Origin of the sequence: Fictibacillus sp. UD, assembly GCF_043558025.1 — a bacterium.
Taxonomy (GTDB): Bacteria; Bacillota; Bacilli; order Bacillales; family Fictibacillaceae; genus Fictibacillus.
This window is the reverse complement of the sequence record NZ_JARUHH010000001.1, coordinates 199,855-223,544: the sequence shown is the minus strand read 5'-3', so window position 1 is coordinate 223,544 and position 23,690 is coordinate 199,855. Positions and strand designations below refer to the sequence as shown.

Here is a 23,690-nt window from a genome sequence, read left to right as displayed (position 1 = left end):
CACCCCTTTTAAATGAATGCAAAGATTGTTCTAACGCTAACAATAGCAAGAGCTACGAATACAGCCATTGTTACGTATGTTGAAATTTTCTGTGAACGAGGCGAAACTGTAAGGCCCCAGCTGACAAAGAACGACCATAATCCGTTAGCAAAATGGAATACCGCAGATAAAACACCTACAAGATAGAAGGCAACCATGAATGGAGAACTTAATATATCTGCCATCATATTGAAGTTTACTTCTTGTCCCAATGCAGCTTGTACGCGTGTTTCCCAAACGTGCCAAGCGATAAAAATCAATGTGATCACACCTGTTACACGCTGAACAAGGAACATCGCATTTCGGAAATAGCCATAACGGGTAACGTTATTTTTTGCTTGGAACGTAATGTAAAGTCCAAACACTGCATGAAACAAAAGTGGTAAATAGATAACAAACGTTTCTAGGAAAATACGAAACGGTAAACTTTCCATAAAGTGCGCCGCTTTGTTAAATGCTTCAGCATCCCTTGTTGCAAAATGGTTTACAACTAAATGCTGAACGAGAAAAAGCCCGATCGGAATTACTCCTAATAATGAATGAATTCTTCTGTTAATAAAATCTCTACTGCCAGCCATTTTCTTGCCCCCTTCAAATTTAGCCTCTCTCTGGCTGCTAATCTTTGTTCCTCTCCACATGTAAGCGTTTTAAGTTTCCTCTTTTAGAGGATGAGTGTTAAACAATTAGTTTAATTAACTAGCAACATGTCCATTTTACTCCCATCGTTTGACACCGTCAAGAAAACGCTAACAACTTAATGCGTAAATTTTATTGATAAATCAACGTTTTTTCCTGCTAAGATTTTCGACAAATACCGATAGTTGCTCTAGAGTTTAAACAGCATTCCCGTTATAATAAAAATAGAAAGAAGGGATGCAGAATGTTTAAACAAAAAACAAAGGATGATAACACCCCTGTAGAACAGCTTTCTGTTTCAGCTTTTGGGTATGAAATCCTTCGAAGCGATTTGTTGCCTGAACTTCTCGGTAAACAAGAACGAAATATTCTATATTGGGCAGGAAGACACTTAGCCAGAAAATATCCTTTACATACGATGGAAGAAGTACATGCATTTTTTATTGAAGCAGGCTGGGGTAATCTTGAAATGATTGAAGCATCAAAAACAGAAATGCTGTTCTCTTTACACTCTGTTCTCATTGAGCAGCGAATCGAGAATTTCAGTCACCAAACGTTTAGCTTAGAAGCAGGTTTTCTGGCAGAACAAGTCCAGCTGCAAAAAAAATGTACGACCGAAGCATTAGAATCTGTTAAACGGAACAAAGTTTCCATCACCGTTCAATGGGATAAAAAAGATACGATCGAATAACACAAAAGCCGGCATAAGCCGGCTTTTTGATTGTTTTCATTACGTGTTCTGTACTGGAACACGTGCATCCAATTCAAATACATCATGCAGCGTTTCAATTGACTTAATCATATCTTGTTGTTTAACAACGGTTGAAACCTTAATTTCTGATGTGCTTACCATCTTAATCATAATATCTTTATCTGACAAAGCTTTAAACATTTTAGCAGCTACACCAGGATTAGAAATCATTCCTGATCCTACAATAGAAACTTTAGCAAGCTCCCCTTCATAACTGATGGATTCAAATCCTAATTGTTCTTGATGAGCAGCAAGTACTTCTTGTGTTTCTGATAAAGAGCTCGATTCTATCGAAAATGAAATATTTGTTTTTTCTTCATTTAATACATTTTGAATGATAATATCTACATTAATTCCGTTTGAAGCAAGTATTGTAAACAGTTCCGCTAATGCATGGATCTCATTAGGAATCGCTGAAACTGTGATTTTCGTTATATTCCCTTCAAATGCCAAACCTCTTACCATTAAGTTTTGTTCCATTGATGCTTCCTCCTCTACTAACGTTCCGCGTTCTTCACTCATACTCGATCTAACTTCTAACGTAATGGAATAGTTTTTTGCGAACTCTACTGCTCTAGGGTGCAGAACTCCTGCTCCAAGGTTCGCCATTTCCAGCATCTCATCATAAGAGATAGAAGGTATTTTTCTTGCTGATTTTACTACTCGAGGATCGGTCGTATAAACGCCAGTAACATCTGTATAGATATCACATCGGTCAGCTTTCAATGCTGCTGCTAATGCAACGGCTGTAGTGTCCGATCCGCCTCTTCCAAGAGTAGCTATATCTTTTGTCTCAGGGATCAGCCCTTGGAAACCAGCTACAACAACAATGTTTCCTTCCTTTAGCAAACCGTTTATTCTTTCGGAATCAATGTCTAGTATCCTAGCATTCGAAAAAGCATTTTCTGTTTGAATTCCAGCTTGCCAGCCTGTTAAGGATTGAGCTTTGTATCCTTCATGATGAAGAGCCATCGTTAATAGTGCAATCGTAACTTGTTCTCCTGTAGTAAGAAGCATATCCATTTCACGCTTGGAAGGATTACGATTGATTTCTCCAGCCAGTCTTACAAGCTCATCTGTTGTTTTACCCATTGCAGATACGACAACAACGACTTCATTCCCGCCATCAACTTCATGGATGATCCGTTTTGCAACATTTTGTATCCGCTCAACTGAACCAACACTTGTACCGCCAAATTTTTGTACGATTCTCCCCATGATTCTCTAATTCCCTTCTTGTTGTAATAATCTATCTCTTTTAATAGAAAACTTTGTTGACGTTCAATCTATTCACGTCTACTTAGTTGCACTAATACTTTCAACAATAACTTTCACCAGATAATCGAACATGCGGGAAAAGTTATATTATTCTGAAAGTAAAAACAAAAAAAGCAACAATAAGGAAAAAACCTTATTGTTGCTATTATCCGCAGCAAGCCAAGTTTGTTTCCCCTAGTGAGATAGTCCTCCACACAAATCCTGGGGGGACTTGTGTGACAGCTCTGTATTTATTCAATACAGGTCCAGCATAAAAGGCTAGAAGTCCTTTTACACTTCGGCAAGAATCCCCTTTCCTCCATCATCTTAAGAGCTTCTTCTCTTCAGATGGTCTACTATTGGTTCCTGCTCCTCTACCATCACTTCATTCGAAGCATGGCATTATTTATAAAGTTGGATTCATTTTAACAAAGTTATTCTTCAACTGCAACTACTCATTTGATAAAAAGGCTTTTGTAATGAGTTCAGCAACAGGTTTAGGCACTCCAGCTTCTTGTATCTCTTCGACAGACGCTTCCTTTAGTTTTTTCAGCGAACCAAAATGGCGAAGAAGCATCTTCTTTCTTTTATCTCCAATCCCCGCTATGTTATCTAATGTGGATTCAAACATACTTTTAGAACGTACTTTACGATGAAACGATATCGCAAATCGATGCACTTCATCCTGAATACGTTGCAAAAGATAAAATTCCTGGCTGTTTCGCGGCAAGTGGATCATTTCTGGAGGATCACCAATCCATAGTTGTGACGTTCTATGTTTGTCATCCTTCGACAGTCCTGCCACAGGTATAAAAAGGTTGAGCTCATTTTCTAAAACATCTTGAGCTGCTGAAATCTGACCTTTTCCTCCATCAATAAGAATCAAACTCGGAAGTTCCCCTTCTTCCCTTAATACTCTTGTGTATCTTCTTCTGACGACTTCTTTCATGGAAGCATAATCATCAGGACCTTCCACCGATTTGATCTTATATTTTCTATAATCTTTCTTATATGGTTTTCCATCTACAAAAACCACCATCGCCGATACAGGATCTGTTCCATGAATATTTGAGTTATCAAACGCTTCTATTCGATATGGTGGAGCTACACCCATTCTCTCACCCAGGTTCTCTACTGCTTTTATCGTTCTAGCTTCATCCTGTTCAATCAAAGCAAATTTTTCGTTAAGAGCAAGGGTCGCATTTTTAGTGGCTAATTCAACTAGCTCTTTCTTCTGGCCTTTTTTTGGCTGAAGAACTTTTACTTGAAGAAGCTCTGAAACGAGTTCAGCGTCTACTTCTTGCGGAAGTAGAATTTCTTTAGGCAGCAGATGATTTTTTTGCAGATAAAACTGACCGATAAATGTAAGTAGATCCTCATGAGCCTCTCCGTAAAAAGGAAAAACTGAAATATCCCTAGCAATCACTTTACCTTGACGGATAAAAAAGACTTGAACACACATCCAGCCTTTATCAAAATGATAGCCAAACACGTCTCGATCCACTAGATCTGCTGTCATCATCTTCTGCTTTTCCATTACAGCTTCTATGTGCTGAATCTGATCGCGCAGTTCTTTTGCTCTTTCAAAATTTAGGGCTTCAGACGCTTCAAGCATCTTTTCAGATAACTGGTTTTTCACATCTTGATATCCGCCATTAAGAAACTTCACAATACCTTCTACCATCTTCTTGTTTTCTTGTTCTGTAATATCGTAAACACATGGCCCTAAACATTGACCAATGTGATAGTACAAACACACTCGTTTAGGCATCGTGTCGCATTTTCTTAGTGGAAAAATACGGTCTAACAGTTTTTTCGTTTCTTGGGCCGCATATGCATTTACAAACGGTCCAAAATATTTGCCGCCATCTTTTTTTATTTTCCTTGTGTATAATAGTCTTGGCTGTTTTTCAGAAGTAATTTTTAAATATGGATAGCTTTTATCATCTTTCAGCATGACATTATACCGAGGATCATGCTTTTTTATTAGGTTCATCTCGAGAACTAATGCTTCCATCTCAGTAGAGGTGACAATATATTCAAAGTCTCTGATCTCACTGACGAGTCTTTGTGTTTTACCATCATGTGTTCCTGAAAAGTAAGATTTCACTCGATTTTTTAAAACCTTTGCTTTACCTACGTAGATTACTTTACCGAACTCATTTTTCATGAGGTAGCATCCTGGCTGATCAGGAAGCAGCATTAATTTTTGTTTTACCGATACAGAGGTCATGTCATCCCCCCTTTAACTTCATTGCAGTCTTTTCTTTAATCATATCATGTATGAGGTAAATCATTATACTCTCGTGATTAAATTACCATATACATTCATTTATCGACAATATTTCCTAGAAAATAGTACAAAAGCGATGGTTTTTCTTTTAGAAATATTAGTTGATTTCTTTCTTTAATGCTTGATTGTATGCGGTTGATCACCTGAACTCATCAGTTATGTATCTCCTGCCTAGCTGCAACTCTTAATGGTTCTTTTCAAAAGAAATGTTACTTTTGATTGAATTCTCTCTTCATTTGCAAGTTGATTGGAGCGCAAGGTGGCGAGACTCCTATGGTACGAGCAATCAGTCCGAAAAGCGGAAGTGGCTCGTTCAGCCCCGACCAGCAAAAGGTGAATGGGCTAGCAAAGCGCACTTTGCCTTGTTGTCCATTTAACTTTTGACCTCGAGGGGTTAGCCGCTGTAGCTAGACAGGTGGAAACTCCTAATGGCGCAAAGCGGCAGGAGGCTCACCGCACGCCCCGTGGAAAGCGAGCTGCCTGGAGCGGAAATCAACTACTTTCAAACTACATTGAATCGCATTTTAAAAAACTTGAAATCTATCCCACAAAAAAAAGCCCGAAGTTCGGGCTTTTTTGAAGATTGCTTACTTATGTTTGTTTAAAAGCTCTACTAAAGCTTCTTTAGGCTGGAAACCTACAACTTGGTCAACCACTTGACCATCTTTGAATACTAGTAAAGTAGGAATGCTCATTACGCCATATTTACCAGCTGTTTCTTGATTTTCATCAACGTCCAGCTTTACTACTTTTACTTCTTCCATTTCTTGATCTACTTCTTCAAGTACTGGAGCAATCATTTTACAAGGTCCGCACCATGGTGCCCAAAAGTCAGCAAGTACTAAACCTTCATTCGTTTCTGTATTAAATGTTTGATCTGATGCATTAACAATAGCCATTTATTTGGCCCTCCTTTTAAATAACAAAGTGTAAACAAAGTATATCTTACAAATTACACAGTTGCTAATAGTTTGCTCAACCTTATGGTACCCAAGTTTTCATTTCGACAAACGTTAAATAGTTGCTGTCTCCTCAAGGTGCTTTTGGCAGTTAAACAATTCACATTTCCAACTATCTTGCTGTGTTAGTTGGAAAATAGAAAATGAAGTGTTGTTCAGTCCATACCATTGATCCGTCTTGTCTTGAAGAAGATCCTTAAATATTCTTACAAGGAGTGCACCATGTGTCACAATAAGCACTTTTTGATTTTTGTGGTTTACAGTAATTTCTTTTAACACTGCTCTCCAGCGAAGATCAGCCTCTTCATTCGTTTCTCTGCCGAGATCAAGATTCATCCAATCCTCTCCCCAGCGTTCAACCCGTTCAGCTTCCGTTGTCCCTTCTGTCTCACCGAACGAGATTTCACGAAGTCTTTCATCGGCTATTACAGGTAAACCCGTCACACCACTTAAAGCTTCAGCAGTCTTAAACGCTCTTTTAAGGGGACTGGCATATATGACATCCCATTTTTCATCAATCAATCTTTCAGATAGCCTGGCAGCCTGATATATTCCTTTATCATTTAGAGGTATATCCTTGCAGCCTTGCGCCCTTCTCTCTGTGTTCCAATCTGTTTCACCGTGACGAATAAAAGCGATTGTAGTCATTTAGCACCCTCCATATTCGCTTAAAAAAAACGTCCAGTGTATGGACGTTTTAAACGTTTTTCTTTTATACTAACACTTTCTTAAACTCTTCTGTTAACAAAGGTACTACCTCAAACAGATCTCCTACGATTCCATAATCAGCAACAGAGAAGATGCTTGCCTCTGGATCTTTATTGATTGCTACAATAACTTTAGAGTTGGACATACCAGCTAAATGCTGAATAGCTCCTGAGATTCCACAAGCAATATACAGATCAGGAGTAACTACTTTACCTGTTTGGCCAATTTGAAGTGAATAATCACAATAATCAGCATCACAAGCTCCACGAGAAGCACCAACAGCTGCTCCGAGTACATCTGCAAGCTCTTGAAGAGGTTTGAATCCATCTTCAGATTTCACACCGCGGCCTCCCGCAACGATTATTTTAGCTTCAGATAGGTCAACGCCTGTCGATGCTTTACGAACAACTTCTTTTACAATTGTTCTTATGTCCTTGATTTCAACAGAAACTGACTTAACATCACCTGTTTTAGACTCATCCTTTTCTAGAGGGGTGATGTTATTTGGACGAATCGTCACGAATACTAGTCCATCGGAAATTAATTTCTTTTCAAATGCTTTCCCCGAATATACAGGACGAGTAAATACAGTGTTCTCACCAGCTTGTTCAAGACCTGTTACATCTGAGATCAGTCCTGATTCTAAACGTGCTGCAAGCCTTGGTGACAGGTCTTTACCTAGTGATGTATGTCCGAACACGATAGCTTCCGGGCTCTCGTCGTCGATGATTTGCTTCAATGTTTGAAAATAACCATCTGGTGTATAGGTTGCTAGTTTCTCATCTTCAGCCACAAGAACACGGTCAGCACCATAGTGGAATAATTCTGCTGCTAACGATTGAACGGAGTCACCACATAATACGGCGAACACTTCTCCTCCGCCAGAAATTTCTTTTGCTGCTGCAATTGCTTCAAATGAAACATTACGTAATGCACCGTCACGGGATTCTGCAAGTACTAAAACTTTTTTTGCCATGATGACTCCTCCTTATATTACCTTCGCTTCGTTTCTTAACAGAGATACAAGTTCTTTCACTTGGTCTGGAGTTTCACCTGAAAGGATTTTTCCAGCTTCCTTCTTAGGAGGAAGATAAACTTCTACTGTTTTTGTTTTTGCTTCTACGTCATCTTCATCAATATCGAGATCATCTAATTCTAGGGTTTCAAGCGGTTTTTTCTTCGCTTTCATGATCCCTGGAAGAGAAGGATAACGAGGTTCATTCAATCCTTGCTGCGCCGTAACTAGTAAAGGAAGAGTCGTTTCAATTTTTTCAAGATCTCCTTCAACGTCACGTTCAATATTTACCGTTGTTCCATTCACTTCAATCTTCGTAATTGTCGTTACGTGCGGAATATCTAGAAGTTCTGCAAGTCGTGGACCTACTTGACCTGTTCCATTATCGATCGCAACGTTTCCACCTAGAATAATGTCGTACTCTTTATCTTTAAAATAAGCCGCTAATACTGATGAAGTCGTAAATTGATCTTGGCTGTCTAAGTCTTCATTCGAAATAAGAACCGCTTGATCAGCGCCCATCGCTAAAGCTGTACGAAGCTCTTTTTCAGAGTCTTCATCCCCAACCGTTACAACCGTTACTGTACCGCCATGAGCATCCTTTAATGTGATCGCTTCTTCAATCGCATACTCGTCATATGGATTAATGATAAATTCTGCGCTGTCTTCAGAGATCTTATTGTTTGAAACAGTGATTTTTTCTTCTGTATCAAAAGTACGTTTTAAAATAACAAAAATATTCATCGTTACCCTCCTAATTATCGGTCCTGAAATTCAGGCTTTCTTTTTTCAATAAATGCAGCGATTCCTTCTTGTCCGTCGAAACTTTTAAATGCTTTGCCAAACAACTCTTGTTCTTTCTCAGCCCCTTTTTCATAAAGGCCGTGTTTTGCATAATTCAATAACTCTAGCGTGTACTTGATAGATACAGCACTTTTTTCTGAAAAGTCTCCCGCCATTTTGTAAGCCTTTTCAAAAAGTTCTTCAGCTGGAAAAGCATCATTCGCTAAACCGTATGTGACAGCATCTTTTCCAGAGATCGGTTTACTTGAAAGGAGCATTTCACAAGCTTTCGGTACTCCAACAAGTTGAGGAAGCCTCTGCGTTCCCGCAAAACCAGGTACTAGGCCTAACGTAAGTTCTGGAAGTCCTAGCTTAGCATCTTCTGCAACAAGTCTTATGTGGCAGCTCATCGCAAGTTCCAAGCCACCGCCAAGAGCCGCGCCATGAATAGCTGCTATTACCGGTTTTGAAAATTGTTCAATTCTGTTGAAAACATCCTGTCCTTTTTTCCCTAGCTCAGCGAAGCCTTTTTCGTCAGGTACTTCTGTAAATTCTTTTATATCAGCTCCTGCTGAAAAGAATCGGCCTTCTCCAAGAATGACAACGACTTTTATAGAGTTATCGTTTTCAATCTGATCGAGCGCTTGATCAATTTCTTGTATAACTCCAGTGGACAACGCATTTGCAGGTGCGCGGTTGAGTTTAATTGTTGCCACTTTATTTTGTGTTTCGATTTGTAAAAATTCCAATTGTGCAACCCCTCCTTATTTATAGATATCAATCTGATTGAACAGACCTGACTGACAGACCGTTAACAAGCATTTGGTGCACAGGTCCCGCTAGAGCAGGAAGATCATATCGATGATCATTCATTACCCAGTTTGTAGCAGTTTCATCGATCGTCCCGAAAATCATTTGTCGAGCCAATCGGTAATCCATGTTTTTCACAAACACACCTTCATTCATGCCGTCTTTTAAAATAGAGTCGATTAAATTCAAATAACGCTTTAATACCTCTCCGATTTTTGCACGAAGCTGTCTGTTTGTTTGACGGAGTTCCAACTGTGTAACGATTGATAGTTCAAAATCAGCAGTGAGTTGCTTAAAGTGCATCTCAACAAGAATTCTAAGCTTCTCTATAGCTGAATCATTGCTTTTTAGCTCGTTTTCTGTCTTTTCAATAAAGGTCCCCATCTTTTCATTAAAAACAGAAACAAGCAGATCTTCTTTATTTTTAAAATATAGATAGATGGTGCCATCAGCGACACCCGCTTCTTTCGCTATCTTTGAAACTTGGGATTGATGATAACCGTTTTCTGCAATCACATTAACAGCAGCATCAATTATTTTTTCATATTTTGGACCTTTACGTTTCATTGCTATCGCCTCTTTTTGTATAAGACAATCACTTTGTAAAAAATGAATGATTGTTCATTCATAATTGTAAAACAAATCTTTCTTTTCTGTCAATTTCATTATGTCACTTTTTAAATATATTTTACAAGTGTAAGTTAAAATGAACTGTAAAAAGAAAGCATTTAAACGTAAAAAGCCGCCTATAGGCAGCTTTTACGTTTTTTGGATTGCTTTTTCACGTTCTTCTTCTAAAAGAACTCTTCTTAATATTTTTCCTACCATCGTTTTCGGAAGTTCAGTCCTAAACTCGTAAAGTCTTGGAACTTTAAAGGATGCAAGATGCTCTCTGCAGAATTTGTTTAATTCTTCTTCCGAACATTCAGCACCTTCTTTTAACACAACAAAAGCTTTTACTGTTTCGCCTCGGTATTCATCTGGAACACCAACTACTACAGCTTCTTTTACTTTTTCGTGTTCATAGAGAACTTCTTCTACTTCACGTGGATAAATGTTAAATCCGCCAGCGATGATCAAATCCTTCTTACGGTCCACGATATAAAAGTATCCATTGTCATCCATATAACCCATATCCCCTGTGATCAGCCAATCTTCCCTGAAAACGGATGCGGTTTCCTCCGGTTGATTCCAATAGCCTTTCATAACTTGAGGTCCTCGAACAGCCAACTCCCCGATTTCTCCAGGTTCTGCCCAATCTCCTGTTTCCGCAGAGATAATAGCTGCCTCAGTATTTGGCCACGGCAAACCAATACTTCCTTTTATTTGTTTTCCGTAGATTAGGTTGGCATGTGTAACAGGTGATGCTTCAGTAAGCCCATATCCTTCAACAAGCGAACCGGATATGACTGCCTGAAATTTTTCTTGAACTTCTAACGGAAGTGCTGCTGACCCACTGATACACGCTTGAATAGAAGATAAATCATACTTCTTTAAATCTGGATGATTAAGCAATGCAATATACATAGTTGGAGCTCCTGGGAAAAGTGTTGGGCGCTCCTTATGAATTGTTTTAAGAACTTGTGCAGGATCAAAACGAGGCAATATAATCATCTCTGCTTTTGTAATGATGCCTAAATTCATAACACATGTCATGCCGTAAACATGAAAAAATGGCAAAGCACCAAGTATCTTTTCTTTACCGTCTCTATTCTTGTACATCCACGCATTGCATTGAAGTGCATTTGTCACTAGATTCTTGTGAGTGAGCATTACACCTTTTGCAGGCCCTGTAGTACCTCCGGTGTATTGCAGCAGTGCAAGATCTTCATCTGGTACGATCTCTGTTTGAGGCTTAATCGCTTGTGAGCGTTTAAGCAGATCACGAAACGAATGAACTTCGTGATTGTAAGAGATATCGACCACAACAGTTGGATTCTGCCTTTTTTGAACAAAAGGATACAGTAGGTTCTTTGGAAATGGCAGATAATCCTTAACCGATGTCATGACAATGTGCTCAAGGTTCGTATCGCCACGAACTGCTGAGATCCTGCCGAACAACAAATCTAATCCAACGATGACTTTCGCACCGCTATCAGAAAGTTGATGGCGAAGTTCTCTTTCTGTGTAGAGCGGATTGGTTTGAACAACGATTGCACCTAAGAAAAGACTTCCGTAATAAGCAATCACTGCCTGAGGACAGTTAGGCAGCATGATAGCGACCCGGTCTCCTTTTTTCACTCCAAGTGTTGACAGAGCATGTGCGAACCGCAAACTGCTTTCGTGAAGCTCACCAAACGTTAATGTTTTCCCTAAAAAATGTACAGCAGTATTGTCTCTTTTTTCTTCTGCTGCTATCTCTAAATACGCGAATAAAGGTTTGCTGTCGTAATCAAGATGTCCCGGAATTTCACTTGGGTAACTGTTAAGCCACCGTCTTTCCACTTGCATCTCCTCCTTTAATTCACGCCTTCCTTCAAAATTTCTATATCTTTATTCCTATTATATTGAAAACGGATACAATTTTATATACTTTTTTAAAAATTAAAAATTATTAGTTAAATGAGGAATAAAAAACCCAGGACCAAAAAACTAGTCCCGGGTTTTTGCTTACGCAAAGAAAAATAAGTATATAAGACCTGCGGCGATAAATACTCCGCTTAGTACAAACAAGACTTTAAATAATGTTTCCATATTTATTCCCTTCAGCTATTCGATTCCTTCACCGATTACAAACGATAAACCAATAGAAATGACCATTGAAATAAAACCAACCGCTCGGTTATCATTCTCGATTTCTTTATCAATCTGAAACTTAGGAGTCAGAAATTCAAAAATAAAATAACCGATCAAAAGCAATACAAACCCATAGATTCCCCATGTAATCATCATGATCAAGGAATCATTCTGAGCAATAGAATAGCGGAAAATATTTGCGATACCAAAAATTTTCCCGCCTGTAGCCATTGCAACGGAAAAATTTCCATTTTTGATCTCCACCCAGTTTTTATAACGGGTAACAAGTTCAAATACAGCCAAAAAGACGACAAGACATAGCACTACAACACTGTAGTTTGCGGCTGTTTTAACAAACGCGTTACTCATAAAATCCATTCAGCAATACCCCTTTGTAAATGGCTTGGTTATGTGTGTGAGATTAGGGTCTTTTCCATGAATGAACCCTGAAGAATCTCCTCTTACTTTAACACAGCTACGGTTACTCCGCCCCCGCCTTCACCGGCGGCACCCATCCGAGTGGACTTCACATTTCGATGAGTTTTCAAAAGATCTTGAACGCCCTTTCTTAATGCACCAGTACCTTTACCATGTATGATATACACTTGGTTAAAGCCTGCCAATAGAGCTTCATCCAAATAGCGGTCCACTTCGAGCATCGCATCTTCGTATCGTTTCCCGCGAAGATCCAGTTCAGGTCGTGAAGAGTCTGAGTTTCCTGTTACTTTTACGAATGAACGCGGTTCAGGTTTCGGTTTACTTTGTTTTACCCATTCCAAATCTTTCTCTGAAACATTCATTTTTAAGATTCCGATCTGAACTTGGTATTCGGTGCTGCTCACCTTTTCAACAATATGTCCTTTTTGCCCAACGCTGAGTACTCTTACTTCATCTCCAGGAACATATTCTTTCTTGGTTGATACGGCTTTGGGCTTCTTGCTTTTGGTTTTTGATTGAGGAACGGCTTCTTCCAATCTCTTTTTCGCTTCAATTAGCTTATGTTCTTTAATCTGTCCGCCAGCTTTTTGAAGCTCGCGGATCTCATGAATGATTTCTTCAGCCGTTTCACGCGCTTTTTCAACAGCTTTCTCTGCTTCTGTTTTCGCTTTTTCATACAGTCGTTCTTTTTCATTTTGGAAAAGCTCGAGCTCTCTTGCCAAGTCAGCTTTTATATCCTCTGCTTCTTTTCTTCTGCGTTCAGCTTCTTCCATCTCTTTTTCTGCTTGTTTGCGGTTATCCTCAAGAGACTTAATCATATTATCAATCTTGTTTTCATCTTCACTGATCTGTGATCTCGCTGAATCAATAATATCCTGGCGGAGTCCTAGTCTTTTCGAAATTTCAAACGCGTTGCTTCGGCCTGGAACTCCAACTAATAACCGATATGTCGGCCTTAGTGTCTGCACATCAAATTCAACGGATGCATTCATTACTCCGGGACGGTTATAAGCGTATGCTTTTAGTTCACTATAGTGTGTCGTTGCTACAACCCTTGCTCCTCTTGCGAAAACAAAATCCAGGATTGAGATAGCGAGTGCTGCCCCTTCCTGTGGATCTGTTCCTGCACCTAATTCATCAAAGAGTACAAGTGATTCGAAATCAATCTTGTTTAAGATATCCACAATATTCACCATATGTGAAGAAAACGTACTCAATGATTGTTCAATCGATTGCTCATCACCAATATCAGCGTAAATACTCTTAAACACAGCCATTTCCGATTCTTCCTGAGCAGGAATTTGAAGTCCGCATTGTGCCATTAGCGTAAGGAGTCCTATTGTTTTAAGTGTAACTGTTTTACCCCCGGTGTTAGGACCTGTAATCACTAGTGATTGATATTCACCGCCTAACATAACGCTTGTTGGGACAACAGTTTCCTGATCGAGAAGAGGGTGTCTTCCGCTGTTCAATGAAATAAATCCTTTATCATTCATAATTGGACGCGTACACTTTAACTCATGAGAAAATCTAGCTTTCGCTAAAATGAAATCCATTTCAGCTAGAATGTCTACGTTTACTAAGATATCGTCAGCACTCTCAGCTACCTGTGAAGTGAGCTCTCTTAAAATCTTTTCGATCTCTCGTGCTTCTTTTGCTTTTGCTTCCTTCACCTGATTGTTAACCGTTACAACGGATTGAGGTTCGATGAACAAAGTTGCTCCACTTGCCGATTGATCATGGACCATTCCGCCAAAATTGCCTCTGTACTCCTGTTTAACCGGAATAACAAATCGATCATTACGAATGGTGATGATAGAGTCTGATAACATTTTTTGATAGCTCGAAGACCTTACGATCGATTCAAGCTTTTCTCTTACTCTCGCTTCAAACGTACGAAGCTGCTGACGGATCGCGCGCAGTTCCGGACTGGCACTATCCATCATGTGACCATTGTCATCAATACAATTTTTAATGGATTGTTCAAGTTCGTGAAGAGGGACGATTTGATCTGCCGCATAACTTAAAATACGAAGTTCGATCCCATCCTCAGTTAATCCCTCAATAAATCTTTTGAACCGTCTTCCCCCATAAAGAGTGGAAGCAATATCCATCAGGTCTTCTTCGTTAAGCAGGCTTCCTATTTTAGAACGCTTCACGTTTGAAGAAATATCAAAGATCCCGCCAAACGGAACTTGTCCTTTTAAACGCAGGACTTTTACCCCTTCATCTGTCGCTTCTTGTGCTTCGTTCACTTCTTCAAGTGTCGTAAAAGGCATGAGCGAATCAATTTTATTAAGTCCAAGTGAGCAGCTTGCATGCTTTTTTAGCCGATCAATCACTTTACTCAATTCTAAAACACGCAGCATTTTTTCTTGCATATTGTTTCCTCCTGATTCGAGGATCTAGAGCTATTTTTTACGGTTAAGATAGGTTTCTAGTTCTTTTAAAGTCATCGTGTTTATTACACTGCTTTTTTTAATCAAACCTTTTCGTGCAACCGCTGCTCCAATCTCCATATGTTTCATTGTATCTTTATAATGTGCATCTGTGTTTATCGCAATTTTCACATCGAGCTCTTGTGCTTTTTGCAGCCATTCAGGTGCAAGGTCCAACCGATTAGGGTTTGCATTTAACTCAATCGCTGTATCCGTCTCAGAGGCGAGCTTCAGCAGCATCTCTATGTCCACGTCATACCCTTCTCTGCGGCCGATCAAGCGTCCTGTTGGATGAGCGATAAGGTCTACTTTCTTATGCTCTAGAGCTGTTTTTAAGCGTTTCATGATTTTGCTTTTGTCTTGTGAAAAGGCGGAATGAATACTTGCTATAACAAAATCCATTTCCTCTAGTAATTCATCATCATAATCCAATGTGCCATCGGGTAGTATATCCATTTCAATCCCCGCGAAAATTTTAAAATCTGAGTATTTTTTATTCAATTTATTAATTTCTTGACGCTGCATACGAACTCTTTCAGGTGTAAGACCATTCGCTACACGCAAATATTGAGAATGATCAGTGATCGCCATAAACTCATAGCCTCTATTTCTTGCTTCTTCAGCCATTTCCTCAATTGAGAAAGCTCCATCACTCCAGGTTGAGTGAAGATGAAGATCGCCTTTTATATCCGACAATTGAATAAGCTCATGAGTCTCTTTAAAAAGCTCAATTTCATCTCCGGTTTCTCTAGCTTCAGGCGGTATCCAGTTTAAATCAAAATGCGAATAAAATTCTTCTTCAGTCTCAAACGTTTTAACCTCACCTGTTTCAATATTCTCAACACCATACTCACTAATTTTTTCCCCTCGAGCCTTAGCAAGCTGCCTCATTTTCACATTATGCTCCATCGAACCTGTAAAATGATGCAGGGTTGTAGCAAATTGCTGTGGTTCAACGATTCGGAAATCAACTGAGACGGACAAGTTTTCATCTAGCACCACAGAAACTTTTGTACCGCCGCTTGCAATTACATCTATGACACCCTCTAAATTCAGAAGCTGTTCCTTCACTTTCTCAGGATTTTTACTAGAGATAATAAAGTCCAAATCCTTTATCGTTTCGCGGTAACGTCTAAGGCTGCCCGCTCTAGAAAACTTCTCAATGTTTGTCATTCTTTTCAGCTGCAACTCGATCTTTTCAGCAATCGGGAGCATATAGGCTATCGGCAATCTTTCTGGGCGTTTACCAAGATCTTTTAGAGAAGATAATATTTTTTCTTCTGTTTTTGCACCAAAGCCTGCCAGTTCTCTTACTTTACCATTTTCACATGCTTCTTTAAGAGATTCAATATTCGTTATACCTAACTCTGAATAAAGTTTCGCAATCTTTTTTCCGCCAAGATTAGGAACTTGCAGCAAAGTAATCAATTCAGATGGTACTTTTTCCTGAAGTTCTACTAAAAGGTCCGACTCGCCTTTTTCCATCATTTCAACGATAACAGTTGCTGTTCCTTTACCGATTCCTTTCAGCTTTGACACATCGCCGATCTCATCCATCGTCCGCTCATCACTCTCAAGAGCATTCGCCGCTTTACGATAAGCAGAAACTTTAAATGAATTTTCACCTAAGATTTCAAGGTACAAAGCAATCTGTTCAAGTGTACGTACTACCTCTTTTTTATTAACCATAATGAGCTCTCCTCTTTTGTTAATTATAAGGCTAGAAAGACAAAAGCTGTTTAAATTTGTGTAGTTATCATATGGTTCTTTATACTTCCGCTTCATTGACGAGTTGATTGTAGCGTAAGGTTGCTGACACCTGCGGGACAGGTGGGCAGGTTAGACACTTAGGAGTGAAACGTCCAAATGTGGCTCACCGCCTGCCCCGCGGAAAGCGAGCAGCCTGGAGCGGAAATCAACCACTTTCAAATTTTTTTACAAACAGAAAAAAACTTCTCCGCTTCGGGAGAAGTTATGCCATATGTTTCATCCACATTTCCTTTACTGACTCAGAAAATACGGGGGTGTTTTTGACCATTCCCTGTGCGATCCATGAATTTTCATAATGAGCTTGAAAGGCTTCAATCGGTACTAATGTTGCGATATACAACAAAATAAACACAATCAGATATACTTCTACAAAGCCTAATAAGCCGCCAAGCCATCTATTAAATGTATGCAGGATTGGCAGGTTGGCAAGAAAATCGAGCATTGAACCAAGAATTTGCAAAATAATCTTTGTCGCAAAGAACAGAACAGCAAAAGCAATGGCATTATAGTATGCCTGTTCTAGTGATATACTGTTCAGCAGAAATAATACTGAACTATCATTTGAAGAAGGGTATGGAATCCATAACTCCAGCTTTGGAGCTAAATCGTCATAATACAGATAAGCAACAATGTAAGCGGCGATAAACCCGATCAAGTGTACCAGTTGCATAATGAAACCGCGTTTTAATCCAATCAAAAAACCGCCAATTAATATGACAAATAAAATTAAATCTAACATGCTATCTTTCCTCTTTTCCAATTCGCTGTTGCAATTTTTTCAGCTCTTCTTTAATCTTTAAATATTCACTCATTGTATTTACTGCTGTTAGTACAGCAAGTTGTTTCGTATCGAGAAACCGATTATGAGATTGAATTTCTCTCATTTTCAAATCTACTTTATCAGCTACTAAATGAATGTGGCTGGAAGTTTCGGTCCCTGCAATTACATAACGTTGGCCATAAATCTCGACCGTAGTACGGTTTTTATTTTTGTCTTCCGCCACAAAATAACCTCCTTATCATAAAAAGGATCATTCATTTAATGAATACTCTAATCTTTATCTTATCAAATATCGTACATAGTTGAAAATATTTCTGTTCTATCGTAACTTTTTTTTGATATATTTGGAAATCTCTTCATTCATAGGAGGAAAATACGCATGGCTCATGTAGTAAAAAAAATGACGAACTCGGAAATTCTAGCAATGAAAAAAGAACTTTCACAAGTCCTCTCACCTAAAACACCTCCTGGAGCCGTTTTTTCGGCTAAACTTACAGATTGCACAGTAACGGCCTATCATTCAGGGAAAGTCCTGTTTCAAGGAAAAGGGGCCGAGGAAGCGTCTCAAAAATTTTCAGGTCAAGTCGCACCCTCTAAAGAAAAAAGCAAACCAGCCAAACCAGCACATCGCTATGCACCGCCGCAAAATGCCGCCGAGTTATCTATGATCGGAAGCGATGAAGTTGGCACAGGTGATTATTTTGGTCCGATGACAGTTGCTGCAGCGTATGTATCAAGAGATCAGCTAGATCTGGTAAGGGAACTTGGGGTTAAAGATTCGAAGCACTTAAACGATAAACAGATCATTCAAATCGCAAAAGAGCTGATCCACACCGTCCCTTATTCCCTGCTTGTTTTAAACAATGAAAAGTACAATGAACTGCAGCAAAAAGGAATGACTCAAGGAAAGATTAAGGCGATTCTTCATAATCGCGCTCTTCAAAATGTAAAAGCTAAAATTGAAGGAGAAGCGATTGAAGGCATATTAGTAGATCAATTTTGCGAACCTGGTGTTTACTTTAACTATTTAACGAAAGAGAAAAACCTTTTAAAAGAAGGTCTCTATTTTGCGACAAAAGGTGAATCCATTCATCTTGCGGTGGCGGCCGCTTCTATTTTGGCAAGATACAGCTTCTTAAAAGAGATGGATAAACTAGGGGCTCGCTTCAATACTATAATCCCAAAAGGAGCAGGTCCTCATGTCGATGTTAAAGCGGCAGAACTTGTTGAGAAGTTCGGACAGTCTGTTTTTGATACAGCAACAAAGAAACACTTTGCAAATACCCAAAAAGCTTTAAATTTATTGAGTAAAAAAAGAAGTTGAACGCAATCTCGTATAAGCAATGCATGGTTACGGTAGTTTTCTATTATTTTTTACAAATTCGCACAACTAGCCTTACTTTACGCGCAGTCGAATGAAGTTTACGCGCAGCTTGGCCTCGTTTGCGCGCACTAACCAACCAATTGCCCCCGCATCCCTGCGATTTTCACGCACTTGTGAGTATGCCAGCTATTAATTACAGAAATCTTAGGTGTTAACGCGAAATTCTAGAAGTTTTGCTGTAAGATTTTACTAAAAAAAACCGGCTCATCATTTGATAAGCCGGTTTTACTGTTTATTTTCTTAATTGAGCGCCAAAGCGTTCTTCTAAGCTCTTCAATACACGATCATGTGCCGTTACTACTTCTTCATCTGTAAGCGTACGTTCTGGATCAAAGTATTTTAAAGAGAAAGCAAGTGATTTCTTACCTTTCTCCATCTTTTCTCCTTCATACAGATCAAAAAGATTTACTTCTTTTAATAATTCTCCACCCGCGGCTTGTATTACGGTTGTCAGATCACCTGCTGGAAGTTCTTGATCAACAACTAATGCAATATCACGTGTGATAGAAGGATAACGAGGCAATGTCTGATATACCATCTGATCTGTTTCCTTCTCCAAAAGATTTGTTGCGTTCAACTCGAACACATACGTATCTTTTAAATCTAATTCTTTTTGGATTGCAGGGTGAAGCTGACCAACAAATCCAACGGAAATACCATCAAGTTTCACGATGGCTGTTCTTCCTGGATGCATATTTTCAATTTCGCCTGCTTCATATGTGATGCGTTCGGAAAGGTTCAGTTCGTTCATTAATCCTTCTAAAATTCCTTTTAGAACATAAAAGTCGACTGTCTTTCTTTCACCTTGCCACAGATGTTCATTAAATACACCTGTTACTGCGCCAGAAACAAATGCATACTCCTCTGGAAGTTCTGCCAACTTTTCTTGACGATTGATGAACACAGAGCCCATCTCATAAATAGCGAGATCTTCCATTGAACGGTTTCTGTTATATTGAAGCACTTCAAGAAGCTGAGGCAGCAAGCTCATTCTTAGCGTACTTCGCTCTTCACTCATAGGATGAGCAACAGAAATCGGATATACTTTTTCACTGCTAAATGAAAAATGTGTGGATTTAGCTGGAGTCGTTAATGCATATGTTACTGCTTGATAAAGTCCAGCACCTTCAAGATACGTTCGAATGTCACGGCGTTGTGCCTGGTTCTTTGTTAATCCGCCAGGACGTGCTTCTGATAAAAGGTATGTCGTTGGAATGCGGTCATATCCGTAAATACGGCCTACTTCTTCGATCAGATCCGCTTCAATCGTAATGTCTGGTCTTCTTGAAGGAACAACCACTTCAAACTGGCCATCTGCCTCTTTATATGAAAACCCAAGTCTGTCAAAGATTGCTGCTGTTTGTTCAGACGAAATTTCTGTTCCGAGAAGACCATTCATTCTAGATACGTCCATCTTCACGCTATATGTGTTTACTTCACGCTTTCCTGCTTCAACAATTCCCTCAGCCACTTTACCGCCAGCAAGTTCAGCCATTAATCCAGCTGCTCTCATAGCTGCTGCGTATACACGGTTGCGATCAATGCCTTTTTCATATCTAGAACTCGCTTCACTGCGTAAACCTAGATCTTTAGAAGCTGCTCTTACTCGCTGTGAAGCAAAGTAAGCTGCCTCTAAAAGAACATTTGTCGTATCATTTTGCACTTCACTCGTTGCTCCGCCCATCACACCAGCAACAGCAATTGGATCTTTGCCGTTTGTAATCACTAAGTGTGTGTCTTTGAGCGTACGATCTTGATCATCAAGTGTAAGAATGCGCTCGCCTTCATTTGCACGGCGAACAACGATTTTTTTAGAACCTAAACGATTATAGTCAAATGCGTGAAGCGGCTGACCATATTCCAGCAATACATAATTTGTAATATCAACAATGTTATTGATCGGACGAATTCCAGAAGCCATTAAACGATTCTGCATCCAAAGCGGTGAAGGACCAATCTTAACATCACGGATAATCATCGCTCCATAATACGGATTATCTTCCAGTGAATCGATATGAACAGAAATAAAGTCTTCTGCTTTTTCTTCTGTAGCTGCAATCGCTAGATTTGGAAGCTTCACTTCCTGCTCAAGAATGGCTGCCACTTCATATGCAACACCGATCACATTTAAGCAATCAGCACGGTTTGGCGTTAGGCCTAATTCAAGTACGTGATCATGCAGGTTTAAGTATTCTAAAGCATCGCTTCCTGGCTCTGCATCAGAAGGCATCACAAAAATACCTGTTGAATATTCTTTTGGTACAAGTTTTGTGTCTACGCCTAACTCTTGAAGAGAACAAATCATACCGTGTGATTCTTCTCCGCGAAGTTTTGCTTTTTTAATTTTAAAGTTCCCTGGAAGAATTGCTCCAGGCACCGCTACGGCAACCTTTTGACCTTGTGCCACGTTAGGTGCACCGCAAACGATCTGAGAAACTTCTCCTTGGCCGACATCTACTTTACAAACTCTAAGTTTGTCAGCGTTAGGATGCTGGATACATTCTTGAACATATCCTACAACAACTCCGCTGATTCCTTTATTTAACGATTCGACCATTTCAACTTCAATACCGCTTTTTGTAATTCTGTCTGCTAATTCAGACGGAGTGATTTCGATGTTTACATATTCTTTTAGCCAGTTATAAGAGATTAGCATGTAATTCCCCTCCTCAAGTTATGCATTTTTGAATTGTTTTAAAAACCGGATATCGTTCGCATAGAAATGACGGATATCATCAATTCCATATTTGAGCATCGCGATACGCTCTGGCCCCATACCAAATGCAAAACCTGTGTATTTCTTTGAATCAAACCCAGCCATCTCAAGAACATTCGGATGAACCATTCCCGCTCCTAAGATTTCAATCCATCCCGTTTGTTTACAGATCGAACACCCTTTTCCACTGCACTTAAAACATGAAATATCCATCTCAACAGACGGTTCTGTAAAAGGGAAAAAACTTGGACGCAGGCGGATTTTACGATCTTCGCCAAACATTTTCTTAGCAAACGTTTCAAGGACTCCTTTTAAGTCACTTAAACGAACGTTCTGATCAACCACAAGCCCTTCAATCTGCATGAACTGATGAGAATGTGTTGCATCGTCGTTATCTCTGCGGTAAACCTTCCCTGGAGAGATAATTTTCACAGGTCCTTGACCCTCATGCTTTTCCATCGTACGAGCCTGTACTGGAGACGTTTGAGTACGAAGCAAAATGTCTTCAGTGATAAAGAACGAATCCTGCATGTCGCGTGCCGGATGACCTTTTGGCAAGTTCAGCGCTTCGAAATTGTAATAGTCCGTTTCTACTTCTGGACCTTCCGCAATGGTAAAGCCCATGCTAAGAAACAGATCTTCAATCTCTGTTACAACCGCTGTTAACGGATGAGCATTACCTTTCTTTACAGGTCTGCCTGGTAATGAAACATCGAGCGTTTCTTTTGCCAGTTTTTCTGAAATTGCTGCATTTTCCAGCTCAGTCTGTTTTTTATCAAGCTCCTGCTGAATGCTGTCACGCACTTCGTTTGCATATGCTCCGATTACAGGTCGTTCTTCTGCGGATAATTTACCCATTCCTTTTAAAACTTCAGTGATGGGTCCCTTCTTACCTAGATAAGCAACTTTCACAGCTTGAAGATCTTTTAAATCTTGGCTTTCTTTGATTTGGCCGATCGCTTCTACTTTTAGAGCTTCTAAACGGTCTTTCACCGTGCAACCCCTCCTTAAAAAAATAAAAAACTCCTCATCCAATAAGGGACGAGGAGTTCGCGGTACCACCCAATTTAACAATGAAAAATACACTGTTCACTTCATTTCAATAACGGCTCTTCACCGGTCAGCCCTACTTAGATCCTTCAGGTGACAACTCAGGAGTGAATTCAATAATACCTACCAAAGAAATGCTCGCAGTCCAGGACATTTCCTCCCTTTTTGGCGGAATCATTATTTACTTTTCTCCATCTTTGTTTTTTACTCTATTTCATTCATCTTTTTCATTATATATGAATAAAATCATCAATTGCAACGCTTTGGAACAAATTACGTTCGATTTCGCTGTAATTCATACAAAAGGATGCCTGTAGCAACGGACACGTTTAGTGACTCAGCACTTCCGAAAATAGGTATCTTTACATTCATCGTCGATTCTTGCTGCAATACTTCCTGCACGCCGGCTCCTTCATTCCCAACAATTAAGGCGAAACCTTCAACTTCTGGAGCTTTCCTCATGTCGACAGCTTCTTGCAGAGAAGTTGAAAGTACAGTGATATTCCGCTCCTTACATTGCTCGATAATCTCTAAAAGATCAGCTTTTACAATCGGCAGATGAAAAAGAGAACCTTGAGTAGACCTAACTGTTTTACCATTATAAAGGTCTGCGGTACCCTCACCTAAGAAGACTCCATCAAGTCCAGCACTATCCGCTGTACGAATGATTGTTCCAAGATTACCTGGATCTTGTACTCCGTCTATCAATAAGTAACGGCCATTTTCTTTTATAAGCTCTGCTGACTGATCCATCATTTCACATACAGCCACAATCCCTTGCGGCTTTTCTGTTTCAGAAAGCTGTTTCATCAATTTAGCCGGAACCGACCATAGCGTAAACTTTTCTTTTAGCCATGATTCCTTTATTTCAAAATTTTCTTCAATAATGACATGCTGCAGCTTTGCACCAGATTTTATTGCCTCCTCAATAAGATGAGGGCCTTCAATCAAATATGTGCCTGATCTTTCTCGCTCTTTTTTTGTATGCAGCTTCTTCCATTGCTTTAAAGAAGCGTTGGATTCTGATTCGATGTGCTTCATTATAAGGTGTACTCCTTTAAATCATAAATATTTAATATTTTTCCTCATAAAACTTACTCATAACGTACACAATAAAAAAAGAAAA

At 39.5% G+C, this 23,690-nt stretch carries 20 protein-coding genes, 1 riboswitch and 1 other annotated feature; of the genes, 2 read left to right on the top strand and 18 right to left on the bottom strand.

The window, feature by feature from the left end:
- Positions 1 to 8 precede the first annotated feature (8 nt).
- Complete coding sequence (locus tag P8610_RS01135; RefSeq protein WP_289494920.1) at positions 9 to 617, bottom strand: succinate dehydrogenase cytochrome b558 subunit; 609 nt, start codon at positions 615 to 617, stop codon at positions 9 to 11.
- Positions 618 to 919: 302 nt separating this feature from the next.
- Here P8610_RS01135 and P8610_RS01130 point away from each other — a divergent pair, with 302 nt between their 5' ends.
- A complete protein-coding gene (locus P8610_RS01130; RefSeq protein ID WP_394602800.1) occupies positions 920 to 1,366 on the top strand; it encodes a YslB family protein in 447 nt (148 codons plus the stop codon).
- Positions 1,367 to 1,405: 39 nt separating this feature from the next.
- Here P8610_RS01130 and P8610_RS01125 read toward each other — a convergent pair whose 3' ends face one another.
- The 14 genes from P8610_RS01125 to zapA form a co-directional block, all read right to left on the bottom strand.
- Positions 1,406 to 2,644 (bottom strand): aspartate kinase, encoded by a 1,239-nt coding sequence (locus tag P8610_RS01125; RefSeq protein ID WP_394602799.1) that lies wholly within the window; start codon positions 2,642 to 2,644, stop codon positions 1,406 to 1,408.
- 235 nt (positions 2,645 to 2,879) lie between these two features.
- Positions 2,880 to 3,068: riboswitch (Lysine riboswitch) on the bottom strand.
- 66 nt (positions 3,069 to 3,134) lie between these two features.
- Positions 3,135 to 4,916, bottom strand: a complete 1,782-nt coding sequence (gene uvrC / locus P8610_RS01120; protein WP_394602798.1) for an excinuclease ABC subunit UvrC — start codon at positions 4,914 to 4,916, stop codon at positions 3,135 to 3,137.
- Between the two features lie 647 nt (positions 4,917 to 5,563).
- The gene (gene trxA / locus P8610_RS01115) at positions 5,564 to 5,875 is read right to left on the bottom strand and encodes a thioredoxin (RefSeq protein WP_066396676.1); all 312 of its coding nucleotides are present in this window, start codon (positions 5,873 to 5,875) and stop codon (positions 5,564 to 5,566) included.
- Positions 5,876 to 5,989: 114 nt separating this feature from the next.
- The gene (locus P8610_RS01110) at positions 5,990 to 6,583 is read right to left on the bottom strand and encodes a histidine phosphatase family protein (protein WP_394602797.1); all 594 of its coding nucleotides are present in this window, start codon (positions 6,581 to 6,583) and stop codon (positions 5,990 to 5,992) included.
- A gap of 64 nt (positions 6,584 to 6,647) precedes the next feature.
- The gene (locus P8610_RS01105; protein WP_394602796.1) at positions 6,648 to 7,619 is read right to left on the bottom strand and encodes an electron transfer flavoprotein subunit alpha/FixB family protein; all 972 of its coding nucleotides are present in this window, start codon (positions 7,617 to 7,619) and stop codon (positions 6,648 to 6,650) included.
- A gap of 12 nt (positions 7,620 to 7,631) precedes the next feature.
- Positions 7,632 to 8,402: an electron transfer flavoprotein subunit beta/FixA family protein gene (locus tag P8610_RS01100; RefSeq protein WP_289494913.1), complete on the bottom strand. Its 771-nt coding sequence runs from the start codon at positions 8,400 to 8,402 to the stop codon at positions 7,632 to 7,634.
- 14 nt (positions 8,403 to 8,416) lie between these two features.
- A complete protein-coding gene (locus tag P8610_RS01095) occupies positions 8,417 to 9,190 on the bottom strand; it encodes an enoyl-CoA hydratase (protein WP_394602795.1) in 774 nt (257 codons plus the stop codon).
- Between the two features lie 28 nt (positions 9,191 to 9,218).
- Complete coding sequence (locus P8610_RS01090) at positions 9,219 to 9,818, bottom strand: TetR/AcrR family transcriptional regulator (protein ID WP_394602794.1); 600 nt, start codon at positions 9,816 to 9,818, stop codon at positions 9,219 to 9,221.
- 192 nt (positions 9,819 to 10,010) lie between these two features.
- Complete coding sequence (locus P8610_RS01085) at positions 10,011 to 11,702, bottom strand: AMP-binding protein (RefSeq protein WP_394602793.1); 1,692 nt, start codon at positions 11,700 to 11,702, stop codon at positions 10,011 to 10,013.
- Positions 11,703 to 11,960: 258 nt separating this feature from the next.
- On the bottom strand, positions 11,961 to 12,365 hold the full coding sequence (locus tag P8610_RS01080) for a DUF350 domain-containing protein (protein WP_289494909.1): 405 nt from the start codon (positions 12,363 to 12,365) through the stop codon (positions 11,961 to 11,963).
- Between the two features lie 83 nt (positions 12,366 to 12,448).
- A complete protein-coding gene (locus P8610_RS01075; protein ID WP_394602792.1) occupies positions 12,449 to 14,806 on the bottom strand; it encodes an endonuclease MutS2 in 2,358 nt (785 codons plus the stop codon).
- 30 nt (positions 14,807 to 14,836) lie between these two features.
- Complete coding sequence (gene polX / locus P8610_RS01070; protein ID WP_394602791.1) at positions 14,837 to 16,552, bottom strand: DNA polymerase/3'-5' exonuclease PolX; 1,716 nt, start codon at positions 16,550 to 16,552, stop codon at positions 14,837 to 14,839.
- 283 nt (positions 16,553 to 16,835) lie between these two features.
- The gene (locus P8610_RS01065; RefSeq protein ID WP_394602790.1) at positions 16,836 to 17,372 is read right to left on the bottom strand and encodes a CvpA family protein; all 537 of its coding nucleotides are present in this window, start codon (positions 17,370 to 17,372) and stop codon (positions 16,836 to 16,838) included.
- A 1-nt stretch (position 17,373) separates the two neighbouring features.
- A complete protein-coding gene (zapA, locus tag P8610_RS01060) occupies positions 17,374 to 17,637 on the bottom strand; it encodes a cell division protein ZapA (protein ID WP_289494904.1) in 264 nt (87 codons plus the stop codon).
- Positions 17,638 to 17,793: 156 nt separating this feature from the next.
- Between zapA and rnhC the strand changes: the two genes are divergently transcribed.
- Positions 17,794 to 18,738: a ribonuclease HIII gene (gene rnhC / locus P8610_RS01055; protein WP_394602789.1), complete on the top strand. Its 945-nt coding sequence runs from the start codon at positions 17,794 to 17,796 to the stop codon at positions 18,736 to 18,738.
- A gap of 292 nt (positions 18,739 to 19,030) precedes the next feature.
- Here the strand turns inward: rnhC and pheT are convergent, their stop codons facing one another.
- The 3 genes from pheT to P8610_RS01040 all read right to left on the bottom strand — a co-directional run bounded on the left by pheT (position 19,031) and on the right by P8610_RS01040 (position 23,605).
- Entirely contained in the window at positions 19,031 to 21,454 is a 2,424-nt protein-coding gene (pheT, locus tag P8610_RS01050; protein ID WP_394602788.1) for a phenylalanine--tRNA ligase subunit beta, read from the bottom strand.
- Positions 21,455 to 21,472: 18 nt separating this feature from the next.
- A complete protein-coding gene (gene pheS / locus P8610_RS01045) occupies positions 21,473 to 22,507 on the bottom strand; it encodes a phenylalanine--tRNA ligase subunit alpha (protein ID WP_289494901.1) in 1,035 nt (344 codons plus the stop codon).
- A gap of 41 nt (positions 22,508 to 22,548) precedes the next feature.
- Positions 22,549 to 22,771, bottom strand: a binding site (T-box leader).
- Positions 22,772 to 22,837: 66 nt separating this feature from the next.
- A complete protein-coding gene (locus tag P8610_RS01040; RefSeq protein ID WP_394602787.1) occupies positions 22,838 to 23,605 on the bottom strand; it encodes a TrmH family RNA methyltransferase in 768 nt (255 codons plus the stop codon).
- Between the last annotated feature and the right edge of the window lie 85 nt (positions 23,606 to 23,690).

What these genes read in the sequence shown, in the direction of transcription:
- P8610_RS01135 (WP_289494920.1), bottom strand. Translation starts at nt 617, where the DNA reads ATGGCTGGCAGTAGAGATTTTATTAACAGAAGAATTCATTCATTATTA.
- P8610_RS01130 (WP_394602800.1), top strand. Translation starts at nt 920, where the DNA reads ATGTTTAAACAAAAAACAAAGGATGATAACACCCCTGTAGAACAGCTT.
- P8610_RS01125 (WP_394602799.1), bottom strand. Translation starts at nt 2,644, where the DNA reads ATGGGGAGAATCGTACAAAAATTTGGCGGTACAAGTGTTGGTTCAGTT.
- uvrC (WP_394602798.1), bottom strand. Translation starts at nt 4,916, where the DNA reads ATGACCTCTGTATCGGTAAAACAAAAATTAATGCTGCTTCCTGATCAG.
- trxA (WP_066396676.1), bottom strand. Translation starts at nt 5,875, where the DNA reads ATGGCTATTGTTAATGCATCAGATCAAACATTTAATACAGAAACGAAT.
- P8610_RS01110 (WP_394602797.1), bottom strand. Translation starts at nt 6,583, where the DNA reads ATGACTACAATCGCTTTTATTCGTCACGGTGAAACAGATTGGAACACA.
- P8610_RS01105 (WP_394602796.1), bottom strand. Translation starts at nt 7,619, where the DNA reads ATGGCAAAAAAAGTTTTAGTACTTGCAGAATCCCGTGACGGTGCATTA.
- P8610_RS01100 (WP_289494913.1), bottom strand. Translation starts at nt 8,402, where the DNA reads ATGAATATTTTTGTTATTTTAAAACGTACTTTTGATACAGAAGAAAAA.
- P8610_RS01090 (WP_394602794.1), bottom strand. Translation starts at nt 9,818, where the DNA reads ATGAAACGTAAAGGTCCAAAATATGAAAAAATAATTGATGCTGCTGTT.
- P8610_RS01085 (WP_394602793.1), bottom strand. Translation starts at nt 11,702, where the DNA reads ATGCAAGTGGAAAGACGGTGGCTTAACAGTTACCCAAGTGAAATTCCG.
- P8610_RS01080 (WP_289494909.1), bottom strand. Translation starts at nt 12,365, where the DNA reads ATGGATTTTATGAGTAACGCGTTTGTTAAAACAGCCGCAAACTACAGT.
- P8610_RS01075 (WP_394602792.1), bottom strand. Translation starts at nt 14,806, where the DNA reads ATGCAAGAAAAAATGCTGCGTGTTTTAGAATTGAGTAAAGTGATTGAT.
- polX (WP_394602791.1), bottom strand. Translation starts at nt 16,552, where the DNA reads ATGGTTAATAAAAAAGAGGTAGTACGTACACTTGAACAGATTGCTTTG.
- P8610_RS01065 (WP_394602790.1), bottom strand. Translation starts at nt 17,372, where the DNA reads ATGTTAGATTTAATTTTATTTGTCATATTAATTGGCGGTTTTTTGATT.
- rnhC (WP_394602789.1), top strand. Translation starts at nt 17,794, where the DNA reads ATGGCTCATGTAGTAAAAAAAATGACGAACTCGGAAATTCTAGCAATG.
- pheT (WP_394602788.1), bottom strand. Translation starts at nt 21,454, where the DNA reads ATGCTAATCTCTTATAACTGGCTAAAAGAATATGTAAACATCGAAATC.
- P8610_RS01040 (WP_394602787.1), bottom strand. Translation starts at nt 23,605, where the DNA reads ATGAAGCACATCGAATCAGAATCCAACGCTTCTTTAAAGCAATGGAAG.